The organism is Acidobacteriota bacterium (assembly GCA_018268895.1).
Lineage (GTDB): Bacteria > Acidobacteriota > Terriglobia > Terriglobales > Acidobacteriaceae > Edaphobacter.
The window spans coordinates 613237-634071 of sequence record JAFDVP010000007.1 but is presented as its reverse complement, the minus strand read 5'-3'; the positions used below and the strand labels follow the sequence as shown (position 1 = coordinate 634071).

Genomic DNA, 20835 nt, shown 5'->3' with positions numbered 1-20835 from the left:
CGACCCCGCCGACGCCAACATGGCACCCACCACGGGAGACACCTCGCAGGCGGCCACGCAGCCCTATCCCGGCCAGACGCAGCAGCAGCCGGCCCCGATCGTCCGGCAGCAGCCCGGCACCACCGCTCAGAACGAGAGCGTCCAGCGCGCGCAGGAGTACTCCCAGACCGGACAGCAGGCCGGCGCTCCCGACCAGAACCAGCAGCAGCCTGATCAGGCGCAGCAGCCCGCAGATCAGCCGGGCTACGCCGACGACCAGGTAAGCCCGCAGGACAACGCCGCCTACGACGAGCTCGAGGCCGACCAGCCTCCCCCGCAGCTTCCCACCTACGACCAGCCCCCCGCCCCCGAGCCGAACTACATGTGGACGCCCGGCTACTGGGCCTACGCGCCCATCGGCTACTATTGGGTTCCCGGCGTCTGGGTCGCAGCCCCCTGGCCCGGTGCCCTCTGGACACCTGGATACTGGGCCTTCTACGGCGGACGCTATCGCTTCCATCGCGGATACTGGGGCCGTTACATCGGCTTCTACGGCGGCATTCCCTACGGCTTCGGCTATACCGGCTTCGGCTTCTACGGCGGATACTGGCGCGGCAACAACTTCTACTACAACCGCTCCGTCACCCGCATCAATAACGTGCGCATCACCAACGTCTACAACCGCACGGTGGTTGTGAACAACTACAACAACACCCGCATCTCCTACAACGGAGGCCCGCGCGGCATCCAGGCGCAGCCGCGTCCTGCCGAGATCGCCGCCCGCCGTGAGCCGCGCCTCCCGGCCATGAACACGCAGCTTCAGGTTCGCCAGCAGGCCCAGCAGAACCGCGCCCAGTTCTACAACACCAACCGCGGACGCCCCGCCATGGTCGCGGCCCCACGCCCGATCCAGGCCGACGCAGGTGTGCAGCGCCCCATCGCCCGCCCGATGCCCCCCAGCCCGGGACAGTACCGCCCCGGGCAGCCTAACTCCGGCCAGCCCAATCCAGGCGTGCGGCCCGGACAAGGCTACGTCCGCCCCAACCAGCCGCAGGTGCAACCCGGCGTCCAGCAGCCCCGGCCAGGAGAAAACCAGGCCCACCCCAACCAGCCGCAGGTCCAGCCGTCACGTCCGGAGATCCGCCCCGGACAGCCCGTGCAACCAGGCCAGCCGCAGCAACCGCAGGTTCGCCCCACGCCACCGCAGCAGGTGCGCCCCGAGGTAAGGCCCGAGCAGCCCAACGTCCGCCCGGATGTGCGGCCTGCCCAGCCCAACCCGCGTCCACAACCGCAGCAGCAGTATCGTCCGTCTCCCGAACAGCAGGTGCGGCCTGCCCCACAGCAACAGGCTCGGCCGGAATCGCAGGCCGTGCCGCAGCCACAGCCGCAGCCACAGTACCGCCCCGCTCCGCAGCAGCAGTACCGTCCGCAACCACAACAGCAACCTAGACCTGTTCCCCAGCAGCAACCCAGGCCGCAGCCGCAGTTCCGCCAGCCGGAACAGCGCATGCAGCCTCCTCCCCGCAGCAGTGGAGGAGAACACCAGGGCGGCGGCGAACACCCCCACGGCCGCTAACCAGCATCGCCCATACAACCGCAACAACCAATCGGGTGCCCCATATCTGGCAGCTTCATCGCCAGATGTGGGAGATTCGAGTGAAGCGAAACGGCTCTCGCTTCTGGGTACCCCAAGGCTTTAGCCTTGGGTCTCTAAAAACCCATTCGGCAGACAAAAGCGCTTCAGCCCCTGGGGTATCCAGAAGCGAAGAACATCGCTGTCAACCCCCTCCAAATCCACAGCCCTACCATAACCACCACTCCCACAATCACTTACATCCAAAAAACAATCTTTACAAAAGCGCCGATTTACCCCTCTCACTTTGTTAATCTGGAAATGGCACCAAAAAGCAAACGGGGGCACTTCTTCAAACCCGAGCTAACCCGTTTCATATCAAGATTTTGACACTTAACCCCTTTGTTTGGAAGATTTTACGATGTCAGTACAGCCGTAAGTCTTTTGCAATGAAGATTTTGCAAAAAATGCCTAGGGGGGAGATGGAGCACGACACATGAAGGTTCTGGTCATCGGCGGAGGCGGCCGCGAGCACGCCCTCATCTGGGCTTTGCGCAAATCCGAACAGGTCACCGAGATCGTCGCCGCACCCGGCAACGGCGGCATCGCCGCCATCGCAAAGTGCGTCCCGGTCGACGTCAACAGCATGGAAGCGATGGCCAACCTCGTAGCGGTGGAGCAGCCCGCGCTCACCGTCGTCGGCCCCGAGGTGCCTCTCGCGCTCGGCCTCGTCGACGAGCTCCAGAAACTCAAGCTCCGCGTCTTCGGCCCCACAAAGGCCGCCGCGCAGCTTGAATCCTCGAAGGCCTTCGCGAAAGCCTTCATGCAGCGTCACAACATCCCGACCGCCGCGCACTCTCTCTGCACCACGCTCGACGAGGTGCGCGAGCAGCTCCTCAGCTTCACCCTGCCCGTCGTGGTCAAAGCTTCAGGTCTCGCCGCCGGAAAAGGCGTCGTCATCTGCAACACCCGCCTCGACGCCGAGCGCACCGCCGCAGAGATGTTCTCGGGCACTCTGCTCGGAACGGCCGAGACCGAGGTCGTCCTCGAAGAGTTCCTCACCGGCGAAGAGGTCAGCTTCTTCGCCCTCTGCGATGGCAAGCGCGCCGTGCCAATCGCCGCCGCGCAGGACCACAAGCGCGTCGGAGAAGGCGACACCGGCCCAAACACCGGCGGCATGGGTGCCTACTCCACCGACGGCCTCGTCACCCCGGCCATGCGTCAGTGGATCATGCACAACATCGCGCAGAAGACCGTCGACAACATGGCCTCAGAGGGTAATCCCTTCAAGGGCATCCTCTTCATCGGCCTCATGATGACGCCGCGCGGCCCCATGGTGCTCGAGTTCAACACCCGCTGGGGCGACCCTGAGACAGAGGCCATCATGCTCCGCCTCGAGACCGACATCCTCGACCTCTTCAACGCCTCCATCGACCAGACCGCCGACTCACTCACCATTCGCATGAAGCCCGGCGCCTCGGCCACAGTCATCGCCGCCAGCGGAGGCTACCCCGGCAAGTACGCCTCCGGCAAGATCATCCATGGGCTCGATACAACAGAAGAGGACAGCGAGAATGACAGGGCACCCCATCCTTCACGAGGTGAAGGGTGGGATGAACAAGTCGTCGTCTTCCACGCCGGAACCGCCATCAAGGACGGCAACCTCGTCACCGCAGGAGGCCGCGTCCTCGCCGTCACCGCTGCCGCGCCCGACCTCAAAGACGCGCTCGACAAGACCTACGCACGCATGAAAGAGATCTCCTTCGAGGGCATGCAGTACCGCCGCGACATCGGCTGGCGTGCACTGGAGCCGTAGGACCGCACACAACAAAGAAGTATGACAAGCGAAAATGCAGCACTCCCGCTATGCTCTGTCATCCTGAGCGAAGCCCGAAGGGCGCAGTCGAAGGACCTGCATTTTTTGCCTTGTAAGATGATGAGTTCACATCACTTCCAGACCATCCCCATAAACAGGTAGTCGCCCGGACCCTCGATCGCATGTCCGTGCTTCCGGACCAACGTTCCGAGCTGCGCATAATGACGCTGGCTGTGCAGCAGCGCATGAAACAGGATCGTCTTCATCGACGCCTTAAAAAGACCCCGGCTGCGCGTCTTGAACTCAATCACCTCGTCCCAGTTGAGCCCTGCGCCAAGCGCCTGGCGAAAGAGCACGACCGCACGGTCATGCGTCGCATAGATCGCGTCGACCGAATCGTAGGGCACCTGCTCGTACTCCGTTTGCGGAAGTCCCGTAAGACGCTCCGCGTACCGCAGCTCGGCGGCAACGATGTGTTGCAAAAGCTGCGCCACCGTCGATGTCTGCGCAATATCGCACGACGCCGCAAGCAGCTCAGAATGCTCTGTAAAAAACTTACGCCACGAGGCGCTGGTCGACTCGTTCCAGCGCAGGACCTCTTCCGCAGTAAGAACTGGTTGGCTCATGCGTCTACAGATGCCTTCTGTGCATAGAAGTTGCGGGTTTATCAATTCCATTGTGCCGGGTACCCCATATCTGGCAGTCTCATCGCCAGATGTGGGTTCATTCGAGCGAGGCTCGAACCGGCCGCGATTGACTCCTGCTCCGGGCGACCATTAAAGTGACGCGCAATGAGAAAACTCCTTGCGCTCATGCTTCTCTCCGGTGCGGTCTCGTTCACATGGGCGCAGCAGCGGCCCGCGATCACCGGCATCGCCTTCGTCCGCGTCTACTCCAGCGACGCCGCGGCGACCGCGAACTTCTACGGCAAGACGCTCGGTTACACCGCAAACAACGACGGCAGCTTCACGCGCTATCCCGTCAATGATCTGCAATGGATCGAGACCACGCCGCTCCCCTCGCCCGCTCCCAGAGCGCGTCAGGCAGCAGTCGGCTTTATGACGCTCGATGCGCGTGCGCTCGAACAATACCTCAAGGCGCACTCGGTCGAGATCGCCGACCCGCTGAAGAACGGCAGCTTCAGCGTGCATGACCCTGAAGGCAACCTTATCGTCTTCGTCGACCAGAAGAGCGCCGCCGCAAAACAGGCAGCACACACAAAGATTCCTGCAAACGCAGCCTCGCGTCGCATAATCCATACCGGCTTCGTCGTCAAGAGTGAAGAGGCCGAGAACCGTTTCTACCGCGAGATCCTCGGCTTCCGTCCTTACTGGCGCGGCGGCCGCACCGACACCAGCATCGACTACGTCAGCCAGCAGGTTCCTGAAGGCTCCGACTGGCTCGAATACATGCTGAACGTCCCTGCCGACGCTTCACCGAAGCAGCTTGGCTCGAGCAATCACTTCTCGCTCGGCGTCGAGCACATGCCCGACGCGATCGCCGCGCTTGCGCGCAACGGCTGCGAGGGACCAACCTGCACCGCTTCAAAAACGGGCCGCGACGGCAAGGTGCAGCTCAATCTCTTCGACCCCGACCTGACCCGCGTCGAGTACATGGAGTTCAAGCCTTCAGGCACGACCTGCTGCTCGAAGTTCACCGCTCCTCACCCCACAGCGACAGAGAGCAGGTAGCATGGTGTGCATGACCACACGCCGCGATTTCCTTCGCCTCTCCGCTGCCGCTGCGGCAGCCGGTTGTTTTCTTCGCGTTCCGAACGCCTTCGCCGCGCGCACCAGCATCGAATATGGCGTTCAGCTCTACATGGTGCGCAAGGAGGCCCCCGCCGACCTGGCCGGTGTGCTCAAGAAGATTCGCGCAACGGGCTTCACGCAGGTAGAGCTTTATCCGATCGCTTACACGCACCCTGCAACCGAACTGCGCAAGATGGTCGAGGACGCGGGCCTCGGCCACGACTCCGCGCACTTCGACTTCGACTCGATCCCGAGCAGGATCGGTTACGCGAAGGAGCTTGGCCTCAAGTACATGGTGTGCAGCATCCTGCCGGAGAAGAACTGGGGCACACCAGGAGGGTTCAAGACCGCTGCCTACAGCCTGAACCAGTGGGGCAGGCTGGTGCGCAACGCCGACATGCAGCTCGTCTTTCACAATCACAACTACGAGTTCAAGCCGCTGCCCGACGGCGGGACGGGCTTCGATGTACTGATGAAAAACACGGACTCCGACCTGGTGAAACTGGAGTTCGACCTCTACTGGCTGACGCAGGCCGGGCAGGACCCCGCCGCCATGATGAAGAAGTACAAGGACCGCCTGGTGATGATCCACCTGAAGGACCGCGTCGCGGGTTCGCCGGTCAACTATGCACCCAGCGACGAGCAGCACATCATCGAGCTCGGCAAAGGAAGCATCGACTGGAAGCCTCTGATCGCGCAGGCAAAATCGCAGGGCGTGAAGCTGGCGCTGCTGGACCAGGACGAGACAAAGCTGCCCGTCTTCGAGGCGATGAAGATCGACTTCGATTACCTGAATGGGCTGAAGCTGAAATAACGCGCGATCAAAAACTCAGGCCCACCCTCGATCGAGAAGGTGGGCCTGTTTCTATTGCGCCGGATGTTCTGTCTTTACTTCGGTGTCACACGGTAGAGTCCGCCGGTTCTGGAGTCCTCGAGCAGCCACAGCGCGCCGTCGGGGCCGACCTCGATATCGCGGATGCGATGGCCGACCTCCCAGCGCTCCGCCGGGGTCGCTCCGCCCTTGCCATCGAAGGTGATGCGGCTGATCGACATGGTGGCAAGGCCGCTGATGAGCGCCGAGCCCTTCCACTGCGGGAACATGTTGCCGTTGTAGAAGACCAGGTTGCCCGGCGCGATGACCGGAGTCCAGTAGATGACGGGCTTCGTAAGATCGGGCCGTGTGTCGGGGCTGGGGATCGGCACGCCGTTGTAGTTGGTGGCGTAGGAGACCAGCGGCCAGCCGTAGTTCTTGCCCGGCTCGATCAGGTTCAGCTCGTCGCCGCCCTTCGGCCCATGCTCCAGCTCCCACAGGCGGCCGTCGGGTGCGAAGGCGAGACCGTAAGGTGTGCGGTGGCCGCTCGACCACGTCTCGGACGGCGTCAGGTTCTTGCTGCCGGGGAAGGTGTAGGTGCGCAGCACAGGCGCGGTCTTGGCGGCCTCGGTGTCAGATGGCGGATCGATGACGGGTACAGTGGGCGTGCCCTTCTTGCCGTACATCGGGTTGCCCTTGGCAGGCTTGCCGTCGAGCGTGAGGCGAAGAATCTTGCCGAGCGGCTGGTTGGGATCCTGCGCGGGCGTCATGCGCTGACGGTCGCCGACGGTGAGGAAGAGATACTTGCCGTCGGGCGAGAACGCGATCTGCGCGCCGAACTGTCCGCCCTGGCCGCGCTCGCCGTCGCGCCAGATGACCTTGAGGTCTTCGAGGCTGGCCGAGCCGGCGGTGAGCGCGAGCTTCGCCTTGGCCAGCGCGAGGCTCGACCCGCCAGGCTCGCCAGGCTCCGAGTAGGTGAGGTAGACGCTATGGTCCTTCGCATAGTGCGGCGAGAGGAAGACGCCGAGCTGCCCGCCCTGTCCGCGATAGAGGACAGGTGGGACATTCTTGACGGGCGTCTGCTCGCCCGTCGGAGTGACGAGCTGCATGCCGCCAACCTTCTCGGTGATCAGCATGCGGCCGTCGGGCAGAAAGGCGATGCGCCAGGGCAGCTTGAGCTCAGTGACCTTGACCATGTTGAAGGGCAGGCTGGCCTCGGGCTTCTGCTCACCTGCGTTGATCTGCGCATTTGCCCCGGTCGCCGCAAGAGCCACGAATAGCCCCGCGATGGCTAACTGTTTCATTTCGTTCCCTCTTCACAATTCGGTTGGTTCGGCGTTAGAACTGCACCTTCACGATGTTCGCTTCAGCTACAAAAATCCTTGCGCTAAACAGCCGTTGTGGCGGGCAGAATGTCGCTGACATCGACCCAGGCTGTCGGATAGTCGCCCGTGTAACACGCAGTACAGAAGTCGCCCGGCGAGAGGCCGTCCACCGGCTCACCCATGGTGCAGGAGTGCGTGAGGCCGACGAGCGAGAGGTACGCCAGCGAGTCGGCTTCGACGAACTGGCGAATCTCTTCGATGGATTTGTTCGCCGCGATCAGGTCCTTCTTCGAGGGCGTATCGACGCCGTAGAAACAGGGCGAGATGGTCGGCGGGCAGGAGATGCGCATGTGCACCTCTTTCGCTCCCGCTGCGCGCACCATGCGGACGATCTTGCGCGACGTGGTGCCGCGGATGATCGAGTCGTCGATCAGGATGACGCGCTTGCCTTCGAGCAGCGCCCGCACAGGATTCAGCTTCATGCGCACGCCGAAGTCGCGCACGCGCTGCTCCGGCTGAATAAATGTGCGGCCTACGTAGTGGTTGCGGATGAGGCCGAAGTTGAACGGGATGCCGGATTCGGCGGCGTAGCCGAGCGCGGCGGTGACGCCAGAGTCGGGCACGGGGACGACGAGGTCGGCGGGAACACCGGACTCGCGCGCGAGCTGGCGGCCCATCTCCTCGCGGCTCTTCTGCACCCAGCGGCCGAAGATGCGCGAGTCGGGACGCGCGAAGTAGACGTGCTCGAAGATGCAGCTTGCCTTGGGCACGGCGGTCTTTGCAAAGTGGCGCGAGGTCACGCCGTCCTCGGAGACCATGACGAGTTCGCCGGGCTCGACATCGCGCTCGTACTTGGCATGCAGCAGGTCGAAGGCGCAGGTCTCCGAGGCGAAGACGAAGGTGTCGGGCGCTCCGTTCTCACCCTTGATGCGGCCCATCGAGAGCGGACGCAGGCCGTGCGGATCGCGCGCGGCGAAGATGCGGTTGCGCGTCATCATCACGATGGAGAAGGCTCCCTCGACCTGCGAGAGCGAGTCGGCGATGCAGTCCACCAGCGTCGATGCCTTCGAGTGCGCGATGAGCTGGATGATGATCTCGGAGTCGGAGGTGGTTTGGAAGACGGCGCCGTCGCGCTCCAGTCGCTCGCGCGAGTTGCCGAGGTTGACCAGGTTTCCGTTGTGCGCGATCGCGATGAGGCCCTTGGTGCTCTCGACCGAGATGGGCTGCGCGTTCAAGAGCGCGGAATCGCCCGTCGTCGAGTAGCGCGTGTGGCCGATGGCGATGTGGCCAGGCAGCCTGGCCAGCACGTCGTCGGTAAAGATCTCCGAGACCAGCCCCATGCCCTTCATGTCGCACACCTGCTCGCCGTCGGCGGTGGCGATGCCGGCGGACTCCTGCCCGCGATGCTGCAGCGAGTAGAGGCCCCAGTAGGTCATACGCGCAGCATCGGGATGGTTGTAGATCGCCATGACGCCGCACTCTTCGCGCAGCTTGTCGAAGGGGGTGGCGTCGTCGTCTTCGTGAGCTTCGATAGCCATAGTGGTGTCATTCCGACCGAAGCGAAGCGAAGTGGAGGAATCTGCTTCTCCAACTGCACCCAACGCCACAAGCTTGTCCTGGGTCATAAGGTCGCTCATGCCGTCACCACCTCTGCCGCGAGTTGTGATTCAAGCGCACCCGAGAATATGCCACGTGCATCGTGAAGCGTTATTTCAATAACTGGTTGTTGATTGATACTCAGGCTGATCCTATCGCCACCCGTCGTGCCTATTACTTCACAGTAAAGAGAATCAGTATTCTCGACCAGCGAATCTATGATTGCTACATCCTCTCCATCACAAGTGAGCACAGCCATACTCGGATATTCCCCGAAATACATACCCAAAACATCATGTTTTGGACTGCGGCGATCTGTTTGGACTCCAATACCTTTGCCAAAGGTGGCTTTAGCAAGAGCCACAGCGAGTCCCCCATCGGAGACATCCGAAGCCGAATGAACCAAACCTCTAGAAGAGAGTTCCTGAAGTAATTTTTGCAATTCCGCTTCGACCTCTAAGTGCAAAACTGGTGGAGTTCCCCAGAATTGCCAATAGGTTGACTTCACCAACTCGGACGAACCGAAAGCCCGCCATTCTTCCGGCCACTCAACTCCTTCAGATTTGATCGATGAATAAAGAATCAATACCTTGTGTCCACCTGCTTGAAAACCACTCGGCACAGCCTTGGTCACATCGTCGATGATGCCTACGATTCCAATCACCGGAGTCGGATAGATCCCCACGCCCTTGGTCTCGTTGTAGAGCGAGACGTTGCCGCCCGTGATGGGCGTTCCCAGAGCGGTGCAGGCCTCGGCGATGCCGTCGATGGCGGCTGAGAGCTGCGCCATGATCTCCGGCTTTTCGGGGTTGCCGAAGTTCAGGCAGTTGGTGGCGGAGACGGGCGTTGCGCCGGTACAGGCGACCTTGCGGGCGGCCTCGGCTACGGCATGCATCGCGCCGAGCTTGGGGTCGAGGTAGGTCCAGCGGCCGTTGCCTGCGAGCGCCATCGCGAGTCCGCGCTCGTGGCCCTTGGTGCCGGTGCCCTTGATGCGCATGACACCGGCTTCACCGCCAGGGCCCTGCACGGTGTTGGTTTGCACCATGGAGTCGTACTGCTCGTAGACCCAGCGCTTGTCGCAGATGTTGGCCGAGGCCAGCAGCTTCTTGAGGTCCGCGGTGTAGTCGCGCGGCTTCTTGAGTTCTTCGAGAACATGCGCAGGTGGGTCGAGCGGCACCGGTGCCTTCCACGTGCCGACGGGGCGGTGATAGACCGGGGCATCGTCGGTGAGGAACTGGTTGGGGATGTCGGCCACCAGGACGCCGCCCTGCGTGATGTGCATGTTCGGCTTCTCGGTGACGTGGCCGACGATGGAGGCGTCGAGGCCCCACTTCGAGAAGACGTCGAGAACTTCGGTGGCGCGCGCCTTGTCTGCAACCAGCAGCATGCGCTCCTGCGATTCGGAGAGCATGATCTCGTAGCTGGTCATGCCGGTCTCGCGCTGTGGCACGAGGTCGAGCTCGACCGTAAGGCCGAGGCCGCCGCGCGCTCCCATCTCGCAGGTGGAGCAGGTGAGGCCAGCCGCGCCCATGTCCTGAATGCCGAGGACGGCGCCAGTGGCCATCGCCTCGATGCAGGCCTCGAGCAGCAACTTCTCCAGGAAGGGGTCGCCCATCTGCACGTTGGGGCGCTTCTGTTCGCTGCCTTCGGTGAACTCTTCTGACGCCATGGTCGCGCCGTGAATACCGTCGCGGCCGGTCTTCGCGCCGACGTAGATGACGGGGTTGCCGACGCCGACTGCCTTGGCATAGAAGATCTCGTCCTTCCTGACGAGGCCGAGCGCGAAGGCGTTCAGCAGCGGGTTGCCGGAGTAGCAGGGCTCGAAGCGGGTCTCGCCGCCGAGGTTGGGCACGCCGAAGCAGTTGCCGTAGCCCGCGACGCCGTGGACAACGCCGGTAGCGACCTGGTGGTTCCTGGCGCGAAGGACCGGGTCGGGCTCGGACTCGTCGAGCGGGCCGAAGCGGAGCGAGTCCATGACGGCCAGCGGGCGGGCGTTCATGGTGAAGATGTCGCGGAGGATGCCCCCCACTCCCGTAGCTGCACCTTGATAGGGCTCGATGTAGCTGGGGTGGTTATGCGACTCGATCTTGAAGGCGCAGGCCCAGCCGTCGCCGACGTCGATGATGCCGGCGTTCTCGCCGGGCCCCTGCACGACGGAGCCGGGTCCGGAGGTGCGGTCACCGCGCGTGGGAAGTCTTTTGAGATGAACGCGGGAGGACTTGTAGGAGCAGTGCTCAGACCACATGACCGAAAAAATCCCCAGCTCGGTCAAGCTGGGGGTGCGGCCCAGGGCCGCTTCGATGCGCTTGTACTCCTCGGGAGTGATGCTGTGGGTCTTCAGCAGCTCCGGAGTGATGGTTACAGGGGCCGGAATCGCAGAAATATGGGTCGCAACGGGCTGTTCGGCTGGCAATTTGGGCATGGCTCGCTTCTTAATTGTCGCATGAAAACTATGGCCTGCCAGCCGGGCCGCCTGCGCGGCGCGCGCCCACTTCGTGGGGTGTATATCCCCTTCGGGTTGCAGCTCCCGCTGGTCGCGGGAAAGAGTTCTCGCGGTCCTATGTTTAGCTGCGCTCCAGCGCGGCGCGGTTCCACTTCGCGGAGTCAGCCGCGGCCTGGTACGCGGTCTGGTAAAACTCCAGCAGCGCCTCCTCGGGGTAAGGCATCTGCCACAGGTCGTCATACTTCAAGATGAACTCTCCCAAGGCCTTATCCCACTTTGCGGCAACGGGCGAGACGGTCTTTTCGGCGAGTCCCTCCGGCACGGGAGCAGCGTAGCAATAGAACGCCGCGGCGCCGTAGCCTCCGTTGCCCGGCCAGAACCCGGCGGAGATGACCTCATGCGAGTACGCCTCGCGTTGGATGCTGTCGGCACCGGGGCGAGGTGGGGCGGGGCGGCCGGAGAACCGCGTCATCGCCAAATCGAAGGAGCCCCAGAAGAAGTTGATCGGGCTCACCTTGCCCAGGAAGTCCGTGGTCCATGCGCGCAATACATTCTGTGTGCCGGAGAGCACCTGCCAGAAGCGATGCGCATACTCCGCATCGTAGGATGTGTGTACCGTGTCCTGATCGAAGCGGATGGGGTTCGCTATCTCCACAGGCATCGGCCATATCTTTACCCTGACACCGAGCGCGTCCAGACGCCGCAGATATTCACGATAGAAGTCGGCTACGGAGCGCGGCTTCAGCTCGATGGATTCATGCTTGCCTGACTCCAGGCGCATGTGCAGCTCGTGGGCGACAAAGTCGAACTCGATGTCGAGCACATCGTCGCCGCAAGCCATGGCCGGCGTGCCGATGCCGTGGGCCGTCACGTAGAGGGCTACGTTCCACCAGTGGTTCTGCAGCGGGGTGAGCGCGAGCCGCGTCTTGCCAACGATCTGCGTCCACATGTGCAGGGTGGCCGCAGTCGACTCCCACGCATTCCACGGCAGCTCAGGCCAGGCATTGTTGCTCATTGCGCCCTCCTATCAATTACGCGAAAGGATACACTGCTGCGCTGAGGCCTGGGTAAACGGTCTGGGTGTCAACGAACCACAGATCCTTCGACTGCGCGGCTACGCCGCTTCGCTCAGGATGACGCTGGATGGTAGCTTATGTTCCTCAGCCGAAGGTCAGCTTCCTGTGCTGCCGAAACCTCCTGCACCGCGTGCGGCCTCGCCCAGTTCGGCGACCTCGACGAACTCGGCCTCGATGCGGCGCACGATGCGCAGTTGAGCGATGCGGTCGCCCTGCTTAACTTCGATGCTGTTGGTACTGAGGTTGGTGACCACGATGCGTAGCTCGCCGCGATAGCCGGGGTCGATGACACCGGCCAGAGTCGTGATTCCCTTCACCGCCAGGCCGGAGCGATCCTCGACCAGAGCGCCGTGGGTTGAGGGGAACTCCATCGCTACGCCGGTGGGCACGGGCACGGTTGCTCCCGGGGCAATCACCATGCCTTCGGAGGCATACAGGTCGGCCGCCAGGTCGCCGTACTCGCCCACATGCGCGTACCGCGGCATCTGCGCCTGCGGGACCAGCTTCTTCACACCAATTCTTACGTCGCTCAAAACGTCTCCAGTGCTTTTTCGGAAAATAGACCGCTTCTTCGATGATGACAGATTGCAGCCTTCCACTCGCCGTTAGAATCGACATCACGATGCTCAAGCGCCTGTCGACGTGGATGAAAGCCGAAGCGGTCCAGGGCCACGATCTGCCGTGGCGCATCTTCTGGGTGGCGCTTGCTGTCCGCGTGCTTTACATGACGCTGGCACACACCTGGCGCATACGGCCTTACGACGATCACTTTTCGTTTGCATGGGAGGCTGGACGCATCGCGCGTTCGCTGGTTGAAGGCCACGGATTCGCTAATCCGTTTCGCGGATTGACCGGCCCTACGGCGTGGCTTCCTCCGGTTTACCCATTTCTGCTTGCGGGAGTCTTCAAGGTCTTCGGCGTCTACACTCCGTTGTCGGCGTGGGTCATCCTGGCTATCAACTGCGTCTTCTCCGCAGCAACCGTTCTGGCTATATGGGAGATCGGGCTTCGCTGCTTCTCGCGCGCGAACGCGGTTTATGCGGCATGGATATGGGCGCTGTATCCCGCGGCGATGCAGTATTCGGTGCGCTGGATGTGGGAGATGTCGATCACCACGTGCCTCTTCGCGTGGATCATCGTTCTTGCGCTGCGCATGCGAGGCATCAATGCTGTCGGCTGTGGAAAGGCTATAAATCCGACCTCGAGCTGGATCGCGTTCGGGATCTTGTGGGGGATCGTCGGGCTCTCGAACTCCAGCCTGCTGATCTTTCTTCCCGCATGCGGAATCTGGATTCTCGCCGGGACGTGGAGGAGGCCGCACGCGATACGCGACGCTGCTCTTTCGGCTCTGCTCTTTATCGCGTGTCTCGCACCGTGGGAGGCGCGCAACTATGCCGTCTTCCATCGCTTCATTCCTATCCGCGGCAATCTTGGCGCTGAGGCAGCGCTGGGTAACGGCCCTGGCGCGCGTGGGCTCCTGATGGAATACAACCACCCGGAGCAGGCGACGGATCAGCTACGGCTCTACACCGAGATGGGCGAGGTCCGTTATGTGGAGATGCGCGGAAGGCTGGCAAGTGACACGATACGCGCCAACCCTGCGCACTATCTGGACAACGTGGTGAAGCGCATCTACTTTTTCTGGGTCAGTGTGCCGTCGGACAACAAACTCTCGCTCGAGCTTCCTCGCACGCTTAACTTCAGCTTCATCAGCCTTGCCGGACTGCTCGGCCTGTGGCTCGCGCTCTATCGCCACATTCCCGGAGCGTGGCTGTTTGCGTGGGCCTTTCTGCTGCTTCCCGTTCCGTACTACCTGGTCACGGTTCATGCACGTTTTCGGCATCCGCTGGAGCCACTGATTGCAGTCCTGGGCGTCTTTCTGTTTCAGTCGGCGGAACAGCGTCGGCGGGTATAGCTTCCCTATTCGATTCGCCGGATTGTTCCTACTTCCATGATCTTTCCCGAGGCGAGGGGTTGATACACCATCCCTTGTGGAACTCTGCTCACGAGGCTCTTATCGAGCAGGATGACCCTCCGCTCAGTTGTCACCATCTGATCGAGCGATACGGGGTCGAAGTAGTACCGGTCACGCGCGACGGTTGCGGGTGACGGATTCAGCTCGACCTGCTGTACCGGTCTCTGCGTGTAGAAGATGACGGTCGCAATCGAGCGTGTATCGGTTTCGCGCCACACCAGCACTGGCCCGGCGGGTTGCGGAGAGCGGAAGAGTTGACGCAGCAATGCGATCGACTCCCTCTCCTCATGGATAATCCGTCCATTCACCTGCTCGGAATGTAGCTGCTTCCGCGGCGCGGTGGTGACCAGCGCGCACAGCCCCCAGGCGGCGACGGCAACAACGCTTAGGCGTAGCCAGAATCCCGTAGAAGACCACTGCTGCCTGTTCCTGAATGCTTGCAGCCAGGCGGACACATAGACGGCGACGAGCACGGCCAGCACCGGATAGATGGGCGCGACGTAGTGCGGCAGGCGCGTCTGCACAGCGGAGAAGAAGATCAGGACAACGAGCGCGAACACGGCCCACGGGCGAAGCTCCGCGCGCTTGAGTGCCTTGTTAATCGCGACCGGAGCGATCAGAACGTAAGGCGCTGCCGACACCAGCAGAACCCACAGGTAAAACCACCAGTGCGTCGTGTGTCCTTCAATCTGCTGCGTGGCTCTCATCAACGTATGGAAACCCAGGTACTCCGCGAGGAAGGCGCTGCCAAAGCGGTGCCACATCATCGCGTGCCAAGGCACAACCGCAAGCAGAAACCCGGCAAGCCCGAGCCAGAACTGTTTACCCAGATAACGGCTCGACCATCGACCCAGCACCGCAACAATGACAACCGTCAGCACCAGCACGACGCTGGCCGCGCCTTTGGTCATCAGCGCGATGGCGAAGCCGCCCCAGAACCAGTACCATCCGCGCGGATTGTCCGCAGCGATCTCCGACAGCCCGCAGACGGCGATCGCGCAGCCCAGTGAGAGCATGACGTCCATCTCTCCCATGCAGCAGACGTGCAGAAAGCCGAAGGTTGTGAGCAGGATGAAGGAACTGAGGCCAGCGGCCATGCAATCGACGCGACGCGACAGCCATGCGTGCAGCACGCCGACGATGGCCACACCTGAGAGCGCCGAACCGACGCGCGCCCAGAACTCATGCACGCCGAAGACTTTAAAGAAGAAGGCTGTCGTCCACAGCATGAGCGGAGGCTTTTCGAACCACGGATGGAAGTTCCAGGTCGGCACCAGCCAGCTTCGTCCAAGCATCTCGCGCGCGGCTTCGGCGTAAATGCCTTCGTCCCAGTCGGCCAGCGGCTTGTGGCCGAGCAGAGGCAACAGCACAGCGCAGGCGAAGAGAATGACGAGGCCGGTGGAGACAAAATTGGCGCGACGGGGCCTTGCCTTGTCGGGTTGCGGAATCGGAGTGCGGCCGCCCATTGCATCTCGATTCTAAAGCGATACCTGTCGCTTCTTAGGGAAGCGCGAACGCGAAGAGGTCGTTGCCCGCTGCGATGGCGAAGTACTGTTTTCCGTTGACGGCGTAGCTCATGGGCGAAGAGTGCATTGCCTGCCCGGTGTTGAAGTGCCAGAGCGGCTTGCCGGTGCGGGCGTCGACGACCTCGAACATCTGCGCGTCGTCACCAAAGGCAACCAGCCCCGAAGCCGTGCTCATCACACCGGCGAAGGAGTGCGAGTCGCCCACCTGGGGCTGTCTCCAGACGAACTCGCCCTCGCGCAGGTCGTAGGCGAGCAGGTACTTCTTCGCGTTCTCCTCGGGCTGGTGCCTTGCTCCCGTGGAGTAGTACGCCTTGCCCTCCTGAAACTCCTGCGTTTTCGTGGAGAAGACGCTGCAATCCTCGAGCGTCATGAAGTAGAACAGGTGCGTCAGTTCGCTGTAGGTTGGCGAGTACCAGTTGGTGGCGCCGGCGTAGCTGGGGCAGATGCGCGTGCCTTCGGCCGTGGGAACGATGCCGGTGCGGATAGGGCGCCCTTTCTCATCGATGCCCTTGGCCCAGTTCAGCTTCTGTGCGAACGGCTTCGCTTCGAGAAACTCGCCCGTCGCGCGGTCGAGCACGTAGAGGAAACCGTTGCGGTTGGCCTGGATGAGCAGCTTGCGCGGCTTCCCCTTGTAGACAGCATCGACCAGAACGGGAGTCTCGGTGGAGTCGTAGTCGCTGAGGTCGTGCGGCGTGAACTGGAAGTGCCACTTCAGTTTGCCGGTGTCGGGGTCGAGCGCGAGCACGCAGTCGGTGTAGAGATCGTCGCCGGGACGGACGCTGCCGTCGAAGTCAGGCGAAGGATTGCTGGTGCCCCAGTAGATTGTGTTCAGCTCGGGGTCGTAGGTTCCGGGCATCCAGGTGGTTCCGCCGCCGTGGAGGTAGGCATCCCCAGGCCAGCTTTCGCTGCCAGGCTCGCCGGGCGCGGGGATGGTCCAGAAGCGCCACGCCTCTTTGCCGGTCTGGGCGTCGAAGGCGGCGACGAAGCCGCGAACGCCGTCGTCTCCACCGGAGGTACCGACGATGACCTTGTCCTTGACGATGAGCGGAGCGCTGGTGGCGCCGTAGTTCTTGTTGTCGAAGGCGTAGGGGACGTCCCAGATCAGATTGCCGGAGCGCGCATCGAGGCAGAGCAGGTGCGCGTTGTCCGTCTCCATATAAATGCGATTGCCGAGGACGGCGACGCCGCGGTTGATGTGACCGGAGGCATCATCGATCAGGCCCTGCGTCACGGGGCGCACGTGGTGCCAGAGGGTCTTGCCGGTGGCGGCGTCGAGCGCGTAGGCGTCGTTGGAGCCAGTGACGAACATCACTCCCGCGACGACGACGGGCGTGGCCTGGAGGATGCCGGCGTTGCGGCTGTGAAAGACCCACTGCGCACGCAACTGGTGCGCGTTCTGGGGCGTTATCTCGGCCAGGCTGGAGTAGCGGCGGCCCGTATAGTCGCCGTTATACGAAGGCCAGTTGTCGCGGACCGGCTTGGACAGCAGATCGCGCTGGGTAACGTTGATCTGGCCCAGCGGCTGGGCAGGCGGGGCAGAGTGCTGCGCGGTCAGGGCCGGAGCGCCTGAGAGCAGCGCTACGGCAAGCGAGAGAGACAAGGCGGAAGAGCGGCAAATCACTGGACAGAGCTCCTGAGATGTATCGGCGAGTCCGTAGCGGCCTTCCTTCCCTTTGTCATTCCGGCCGGAGCGCAGCGAAGTGAAGGAATTTGCCGTTTTGCTTGCGGCGTGACATGAGATTGCGGTAGAGAAGCAGGTTTCTCCACTCCGAATCTCACGATGCAGCCGTGAGATTCTCCGGTCGAAATGACATGGGTTGGAACACCTTTCGCTGCCAACGGAGTTTTCCGGTACACGTTAGTTGTGACCATTGTTTCCTTTTCTTGCACCGGCCTGGGGAGATGCCGAACCGTTCGCAATCAGGAAGCTGACGAGGTCGTCGATCTCCTTGCCCGCGAGCTTCGATCCATAGTCGGCGGGCATGATGGGGCGCGATGTGTGCTTCACACCGGCCAGCTTCGACTTCGAGTACATGTGAAACCGGCCGTCTTCGGTCTGGACGGCGATGTTGAAGTTGTCTTCAGCGCGCAGGTGACCGGAGATGCGCTGGCCTGCGCGCGTCTCGATCTCGACAACCTTCGATGCACGGTCGGGATTGGCCGCGGGGTCGACGATGGCGCTGCGCACAGCGTCGGTCGTCAGATTGCCGCCATACGTCGTGAGGTCCGCGCCGTAGAACCCGCCTTCGCCACGAACCATATGGCACTTCGCGCAGGCGGCCTTGCCGTAGAAGAGCTCGCGGCCATCCGCGGGCGAGCCTGTGAGTTTGACGGACACGCCCTTGCCCTGCAGGACTCGGAGATACGCCACGATGCCGGCGATCTTCTGGTCGCCGAGGAAGCCGAAGGCAGGCATACCGACGCCGGAGAGGCCGTTCTTGACCGTGGCCTCAAGCTCTGCGTCCGACCGCGCGATCACGCTGCGCACGGTGGCGATGCTGGGCGCGCGCTCTCCGCCGCGACCGTCGGAGCCGTGGCAGGCGGCGCAGTTGGCGGCAAAGAGCGCCTGACCGAAGGCCGTGTCCCTTTGCTGCGCACCAAGCGGCGCGCTGAGTAGACCTGCCGCAAGGGCAGCGAGCACTGCGAAGAAGAAGGGCTTCATAGGTGTGAGCGAGCCTTGTCCGGGCAATCGCCTAAAAACAAAGGCTTGCCGAAGACCTGACAAGTTTAGCCGGGTTTCGCATGAAACGGGAATGAGGCATATAGCCTATATTGATGGGTTTAGCGCTAAATCCCCCATTCAGGCCATCCGGAAGGGATTCGGCTGGCTGTACAATAGAGAAGATCGTTCGAATACGATTGGTTCTTGCAAGTTCCCGGCTCTACCGCGCTACTCGCAAACAACACCACATTGCGTTCAGCGGTACACCAAAATTGCAGTAAAAGGAAAAATAGTCATGGAACAGGGAACAGTTAAGTGGTTCAACGATGCAAAGGGTTTTGGCTTTCTGAGCCGTGAGGGTGGCGAGGACGTCTTCGTCCACTTCTCCGCGATCCAGTCGAACGGCTTCCGTTCGCTCCAGGAAGGCCAGGCCGTCCAGTTCAACGTGGTCAAGGGCCCCAAGGGCTGGCAGGCTGAGAACGTTCAGGTTCTCTAAGCTTCAAATCAGTGTTGTAAAAGGGCGGCTGCTATAGCCGCCCTTTTATTTTCAGGGGCTCATTTCATTTCCAGGCGCCATGCGATCCCGCATCTAACCAGCAAAGGAACAAATCATGCCCATCATCCCCTCAGGCAAGTACCAACTCAAATCCCTTCACGAAGAGATTGCTCTGTTTGACCGCAAGCTCGCCCATACGCAGAGCTTTGAAAGTTTCTCGAACGATGAGGAACGCAGCGCAGCCGTGGCCAAGCTGACCTCAAAGCGCAGCCTGCTCGTCCGCAAGGCGCAGCAGATGGTCGATGAAGGCATCGAGTTCAACAAGAGCGAACGCCCGAAGTCCCTGCGTCCTGAGGACAAGATCGTTGCCGCCAAGAAAGCAGCACTTGTCACGACTGTCGCCGATGCCGCCACCGAGGAGCTTCCAGCCGCCGAGCCAGAGGACGTTCCTTCTCCCTTTGACGGAACCTCGCTGGACTACAGGACCGACCTGGATGCCTACAGGCTGCGCTCGAAGAGCAAGGCCAGCCACGCCTAAACTGCGATCCGCCGCAGCGCTTCGATCACATCCCGATGGCTGTGCCTGCTAGCATCCATGCCCATGTGAGCGGCACATGCAACAAGATATTGGTTTATCTCTTCATCGCTGGCCTTCGACGTCAGCAGCTCAAATATGCGTCCGATGTAGGTGTCGTATTCATCTCGAGGCCACGTTGGATCATCCATTACGCGGATAGGGTCCCAAATCTCAACGAAGACTCGGCGTATCTCGCATCGCACGCGGCGCGACTCTTCCTTCGGCATGATGGGGTAGTAAATCTGCTCGCCAGATCTTTCTTACGCCAGCCCGGTCGACTCCGCCTGCTCCTGCGCGTGGTAGCTGGAGCGTACCAGCGGGCCAGACTCCACGTGCTTGAAGCCCATCGCTAATGCTTCATGTTTGAGGAAGGCAAACTCCTCCGGCGTGTAGTAGCGGGCCATCGGCAGGTGGTCGCGCGAGGGGCGCAGGTACTGGCCGATGGTGAGGATGTCGACCTTGCGGTCGGCGAGGTCGCGGAAGACGGCGAGCAGCTCGTGCATCTCCTCGCCCAGACCGACGATGATGCCGGTCTTGGTGACGATCTGGTCGCCCTCGCGGTCGTGGAACATCTCCGCCGCGATCTCCTTCGCGTGCTTCAGGAAGTGCAGTGACTTCTCGTAGCGGCCGCCGGACTTGGCCACGCGGTAGAGGCGCGGCACGGTCTCGATGTTGTGGTTCAGGATCTCGGGCCGCACGGCGACGACCAAGCGCAGCGACTGCTCGTTACCCTGAAAGTCCGGCGTGAGGATCTCGACACGGCAGCCGGGAGCCTGCTGGCGAATCTCTTCGACCACGTTGACGAATGCCTGCGCGGCGCCGATGTTGTCGTCGTCGCGGTTCACGCTGGTGATGACGGCGTGGTTCAAGCCAAGCTGCGCGACGGCGTAGGCCACGCGACGGGGCTCGTCGAGATCGATGGGCTCAGGCTTGCCCTTGGGCACAGCGCAGAAGCCGCAGCGGCGCGTGCACAGGTTGCCGAGCATCATGAAGGTCGCGGCCTTCTGGTTCCAGCACTCGCCGATGTTAGGGCAGTGGGCGGACTCGCAGACGGTGTGCAGGTTCAGGTCCCGCGCCATCTTCTTGAGATTGTGGAAGGTCTCGCCCATGGGAGCCTTCGCCTTCAGCCACGCCGGCTTGGGCGCGGGCTTCTTCGGCGAAAGGTTGATCTGTACCAGCTCGGCGGACGGCATCATCTCGTCTTTTATTGTATCTGGATGGCCTACAGG

At 62.1% G+C, this 20835-nt stretch carries 17 protein-coding genes and 1 pseudogene; 7 read left to right on the top strand and 11 right to left on the bottom strand.

The window, feature by feature from the left end:
- Positions 1–19: 19 nt before the first annotated feature.
- Together JSS95_10275 and purD are read left to right on the top strand one after the other, a co-directional pair.
- A pseudogene (locus tag JSS95_10275) lies at positions 20–781 on the top strand (YXWGXW repeat-containing protein).
- Between the two features lie 1267 nt (positions 782–2048).
- On the top strand, positions 2049–3368 hold the full coding sequence (gene purD / locus JSS95_10270) for a phosphoribosylamine--glycine ligase (GenBank protein ID MBS1800200.1): 1320 nt from the start codon (positions 2049–2051) through the stop codon (positions 3366–3368).
- Between the two features lie 131 nt (positions 3369–3499).
- On the opposite strand, the gene JSS95_10265 is transcribed toward purD, so the two are convergent.
- Positions 3500–3994, bottom strand: coding sequence for a DinB family protein (locus tag JSS95_10265; protein MBS1800199.1), 495 nt, complete (start codon positions 3992–3994; stop codon positions 3500–3502).
- Positions 3995–4159: 165 nt separating this feature from the next.
- Here JSS95_10265 and JSS95_10260 point away from each other — a divergent pair, with 165 nt between their 5' ends.
- Entirely contained in the window at positions 4160–5059 is a 900-nt protein-coding gene (locus JSS95_10260; protein MBS1800198.1) for a VOC family protein, read from the top strand.
- Between the two features lie 10 nt (positions 5060–5069).
- A complete protein-coding gene (locus JSS95_10255) occupies positions 5070–5933 on the top strand; it encodes a sugar phosphate isomerase/epimerase (GenBank protein ID MBS1800197.1) in 864 nt (287 codons plus the stop codon).
- A 74-nt stretch (positions 5934–6007) separates the two neighbouring features.
- On the opposite strand, the gene JSS95_10250 is transcribed toward JSS95_10255, so the two are convergent.
- From JSS95_10250 to dut, 5 genes are all read right to left on the bottom strand, one after another.
- A complete protein-coding gene (locus JSS95_10250) occupies positions 6008–7234 on the bottom strand; it encodes a PQQ-dependent sugar dehydrogenase (GenBank protein MBS1800196.1) in 1227 nt (408 codons plus the stop codon).
- An 83-nt stretch (positions 7235–7317) separates the two neighbouring features.
- On the bottom strand, positions 7318–8793 hold the full coding sequence (locus JSS95_10245) for an amidophosphoribosyltransferase (protein MBS1800195.1): 1476 nt from the start codon (positions 8791–8793) through the stop codon (positions 7318–7320).
- 95 nt (positions 8794–8888) lie between these two features.
- Positions 8889–11273 (bottom strand): phosphoribosylformylglycinamidine synthase subunit PurL, encoded by a 2385-nt coding sequence (gene purL, locus JSS95_10240; protein ID MBS1800194.1) that lies wholly within the window; start codon positions 11271–11273, stop codon positions 8889–8891.
- Between the two features lie 142 nt (positions 11274–11415).
- Complete coding sequence (locus JSS95_10235; GenBank protein MBS1800193.1) at positions 11416–12309, bottom strand: hypothetical protein; 894 nt, start codon at positions 12307–12309, stop codon at positions 11416–11418.
- Positions 12310–12465: 156 nt separating this feature from the next.
- Complete coding sequence (dut, locus tag JSS95_10230) at positions 12466–12855, bottom strand: dUTP diphosphatase (GenBank protein ID MBS1800192.1); 390 nt, start codon at positions 12853–12855, stop codon at positions 12466–12468.
- Positions 12856–13016: 161 nt separating this feature from the next.
- Between dut and JSS95_10225 the strand changes: the two genes are divergently transcribed.
- Positions 13017–14285 carry a glycosyltransferase family 39 protein gene (locus JSS95_10225; GenBank protein ID MBS1800191.1) on the top strand — a complete coding sequence of 423 codons (1269 nt, stop codon included), beginning with the start codon at positions 13017–13019 and terminating at the stop codon, positions 14283–14285.
- 5 nt (positions 14286–14290) lie between these two features.
- Here JSS95_10225 and JSS95_10220 read toward each other — a convergent pair whose 3' ends face one another.
- The 3 genes from JSS95_10220 to JSS95_10210 all read right to left on the bottom strand — a co-directional run bounded on the left by JSS95_10220 (position 14291) and on the right by JSS95_10210 (position 18533).
- The gene (locus JSS95_10220) at positions 14291–15811 is read right to left on the bottom strand and encodes a glycosyltransferase family 39 protein (protein ID MBS1800190.1); all 1521 of its coding nucleotides are present in this window, start codon (positions 15809–15811) and stop codon (positions 14291–14293) included.
- Between the two features lie 34 nt (positions 15812–15845).
- A complete protein-coding gene (locus JSS95_10215; protein MBS1800189.1) occupies positions 15846–17426 on the bottom strand; it encodes a PQQ-dependent dehydrogenase, methanol/ethanol family in 1581 nt (526 codons plus the stop codon).
- A gap of 303 nt (positions 17427–17729) precedes the next feature.
- A complete protein-coding gene (locus tag JSS95_10210; GenBank protein MBS1800188.1) occupies positions 17730–18533 on the bottom strand; it encodes a c-type cytochrome in 804 nt (267 codons plus the stop codon).
- Positions 18534–18828: 295 nt separating this feature from the next.
- Between JSS95_10210 and JSS95_10205 the strand changes: the two genes are divergently transcribed.
- The gene (locus JSS95_10205; GenBank protein ID MBS1800187.1) at positions 18829–19029 is read left to right on the top strand and encodes a cold-shock protein; all 201 of its coding nucleotides are present in this window, start codon (positions 18829–18831) and stop codon (positions 19027–19029) included.
- Between the two features lie 115 nt (positions 19030–19144).
- A complete protein-coding gene (locus JSS95_10200) occupies positions 19145–19567 on the top strand; it encodes a hypothetical protein (protein MBS1800186.1) in 423 nt (140 codons plus the stop codon).
- Here the strand turns inward: JSS95_10200 and JSS95_10195 are convergent.
- Positions 19564–19833 carry a hypothetical protein gene (locus tag JSS95_10195; GenBank protein MBS1800185.1) on the bottom strand — a complete coding sequence of 90 codons (270 nt, stop codon included), beginning with the start codon at positions 19831–19833 and terminating at the stop codon, positions 19564–19566. The two genes, JSS95_10200 and JSS95_10195, sit on opposite strands and share 4 nt — an antisense overlap.
- Positions 19834–19866: 33 nt before the next feature.
- The gene (gene lipA, locus JSS95_10190; protein MBS1800184.1) at positions 19867–20802 is read right to left on the bottom strand and encodes a lipoyl synthase; all 936 of its coding nucleotides are present in this window, start codon (positions 20800–20802) and stop codon (positions 19867–19869) included.
- Positions 20803–20835 lie beyond the last annotated feature (33 nt).

Coding starts and splice junctions, on each gene's coding strand:
- JSS95_10225 (MBS1800191.1), top strand. CDS start 13,017: ATGAAAGCCGAAGCGGTCCAGGGCCACGATCTGCCGTGGCGCATCTTC.
- JSS95_10245 (MBS1800195.1), bottom strand. CDS start 8,793: ATGGCTATCGAAGCTCACGAAGACGACGACGCCACCCCCTTCGACAAG.
- JSS95_10250 (MBS1800196.1), bottom strand. CDS start 7,234: ATGAAACAGTTAGCCATCGCGGGGCTATTCGTGGCTCTTGCGGCGACC.
- JSS95_10260 (MBS1800198.1), top strand. CDS start 4,160: ATGAGAAAACTCCTTGCGCTCATGCTTCTCTCCGGTGCGGTCTCGTTC.
- JSS95_10200 (MBS1800186.1), top strand. CDS start 19,145: ATGCCCATCATCCCCTCAGGCAAGTACCAACTCAAATCCCTTCACGAA.
- purL (MBS1800194.1), bottom strand. CDS start 11,273: ATGCCCAAATTGCCAGCCGAACAGCCCGTTGCGACCCATATTTCTGCG.
- JSS95_10195 (MBS1800185.1), bottom strand. CDS start 19,833: ATGCCGAAGGAAGAGTCGCGCCGCGTGCGATGCGAGATACGCCGAGTC.
- dut (MBS1800192.1), bottom strand. CDS start 12,855: ATGCCGCGGTACGCGCATGTGGGCGAGTACGGCGACCTGGCGGCCGAC.
- JSS95_10205 (MBS1800187.1), top strand. CDS start 18,829: ATGGAACAGGGAACAGTTAAGTGGTTCAACGATGCAAAGGGTTTTGGC.
- JSS95_10235 (MBS1800193.1), bottom strand. CDS start 12,309: ATGAGCAACAATGCCTGGCCTGAGCTGCCGTGGAATGCGTGGGAGTCG.
- JSS95_10255 (MBS1800197.1), top strand. CDS start 5,070: ATGACCACACGCCGCGATTTCCTTCGCCTCTCCGCTGCCGCTGCGGCA.
- JSS95_10265 (MBS1800199.1), bottom strand. CDS start 3,994: ATGAGCCAACCAGTTCTTACTGCGGAAGAGGTCCTGCGCTGGAACGAG.
- JSS95_10220 (MBS1800190.1), bottom strand. CDS start 15,811: ATGGGCGGCCGCACTCCGATTCCGCAACCCGACAAGGCAAGGCCCCGT.
- lipA (MBS1800184.1), bottom strand. CDS start 20,802: ATGATGCCGTCCGCCGAGCTGGTACAGATCAACCTTTCGCCGAAGAAG.
- purD (MBS1800200.1), top strand. CDS start 2,049: ATGAAGGTTCTGGTCATCGGCGGAGGCGGCCGCGAGCACGCCCTCATC.
- JSS95_10210 (MBS1800188.1), bottom strand. CDS start 18,533: ATGAAGCCCTTCTTCTTCGCAGTGCTCGCTGCCCTTGCGGCAGGTCTA.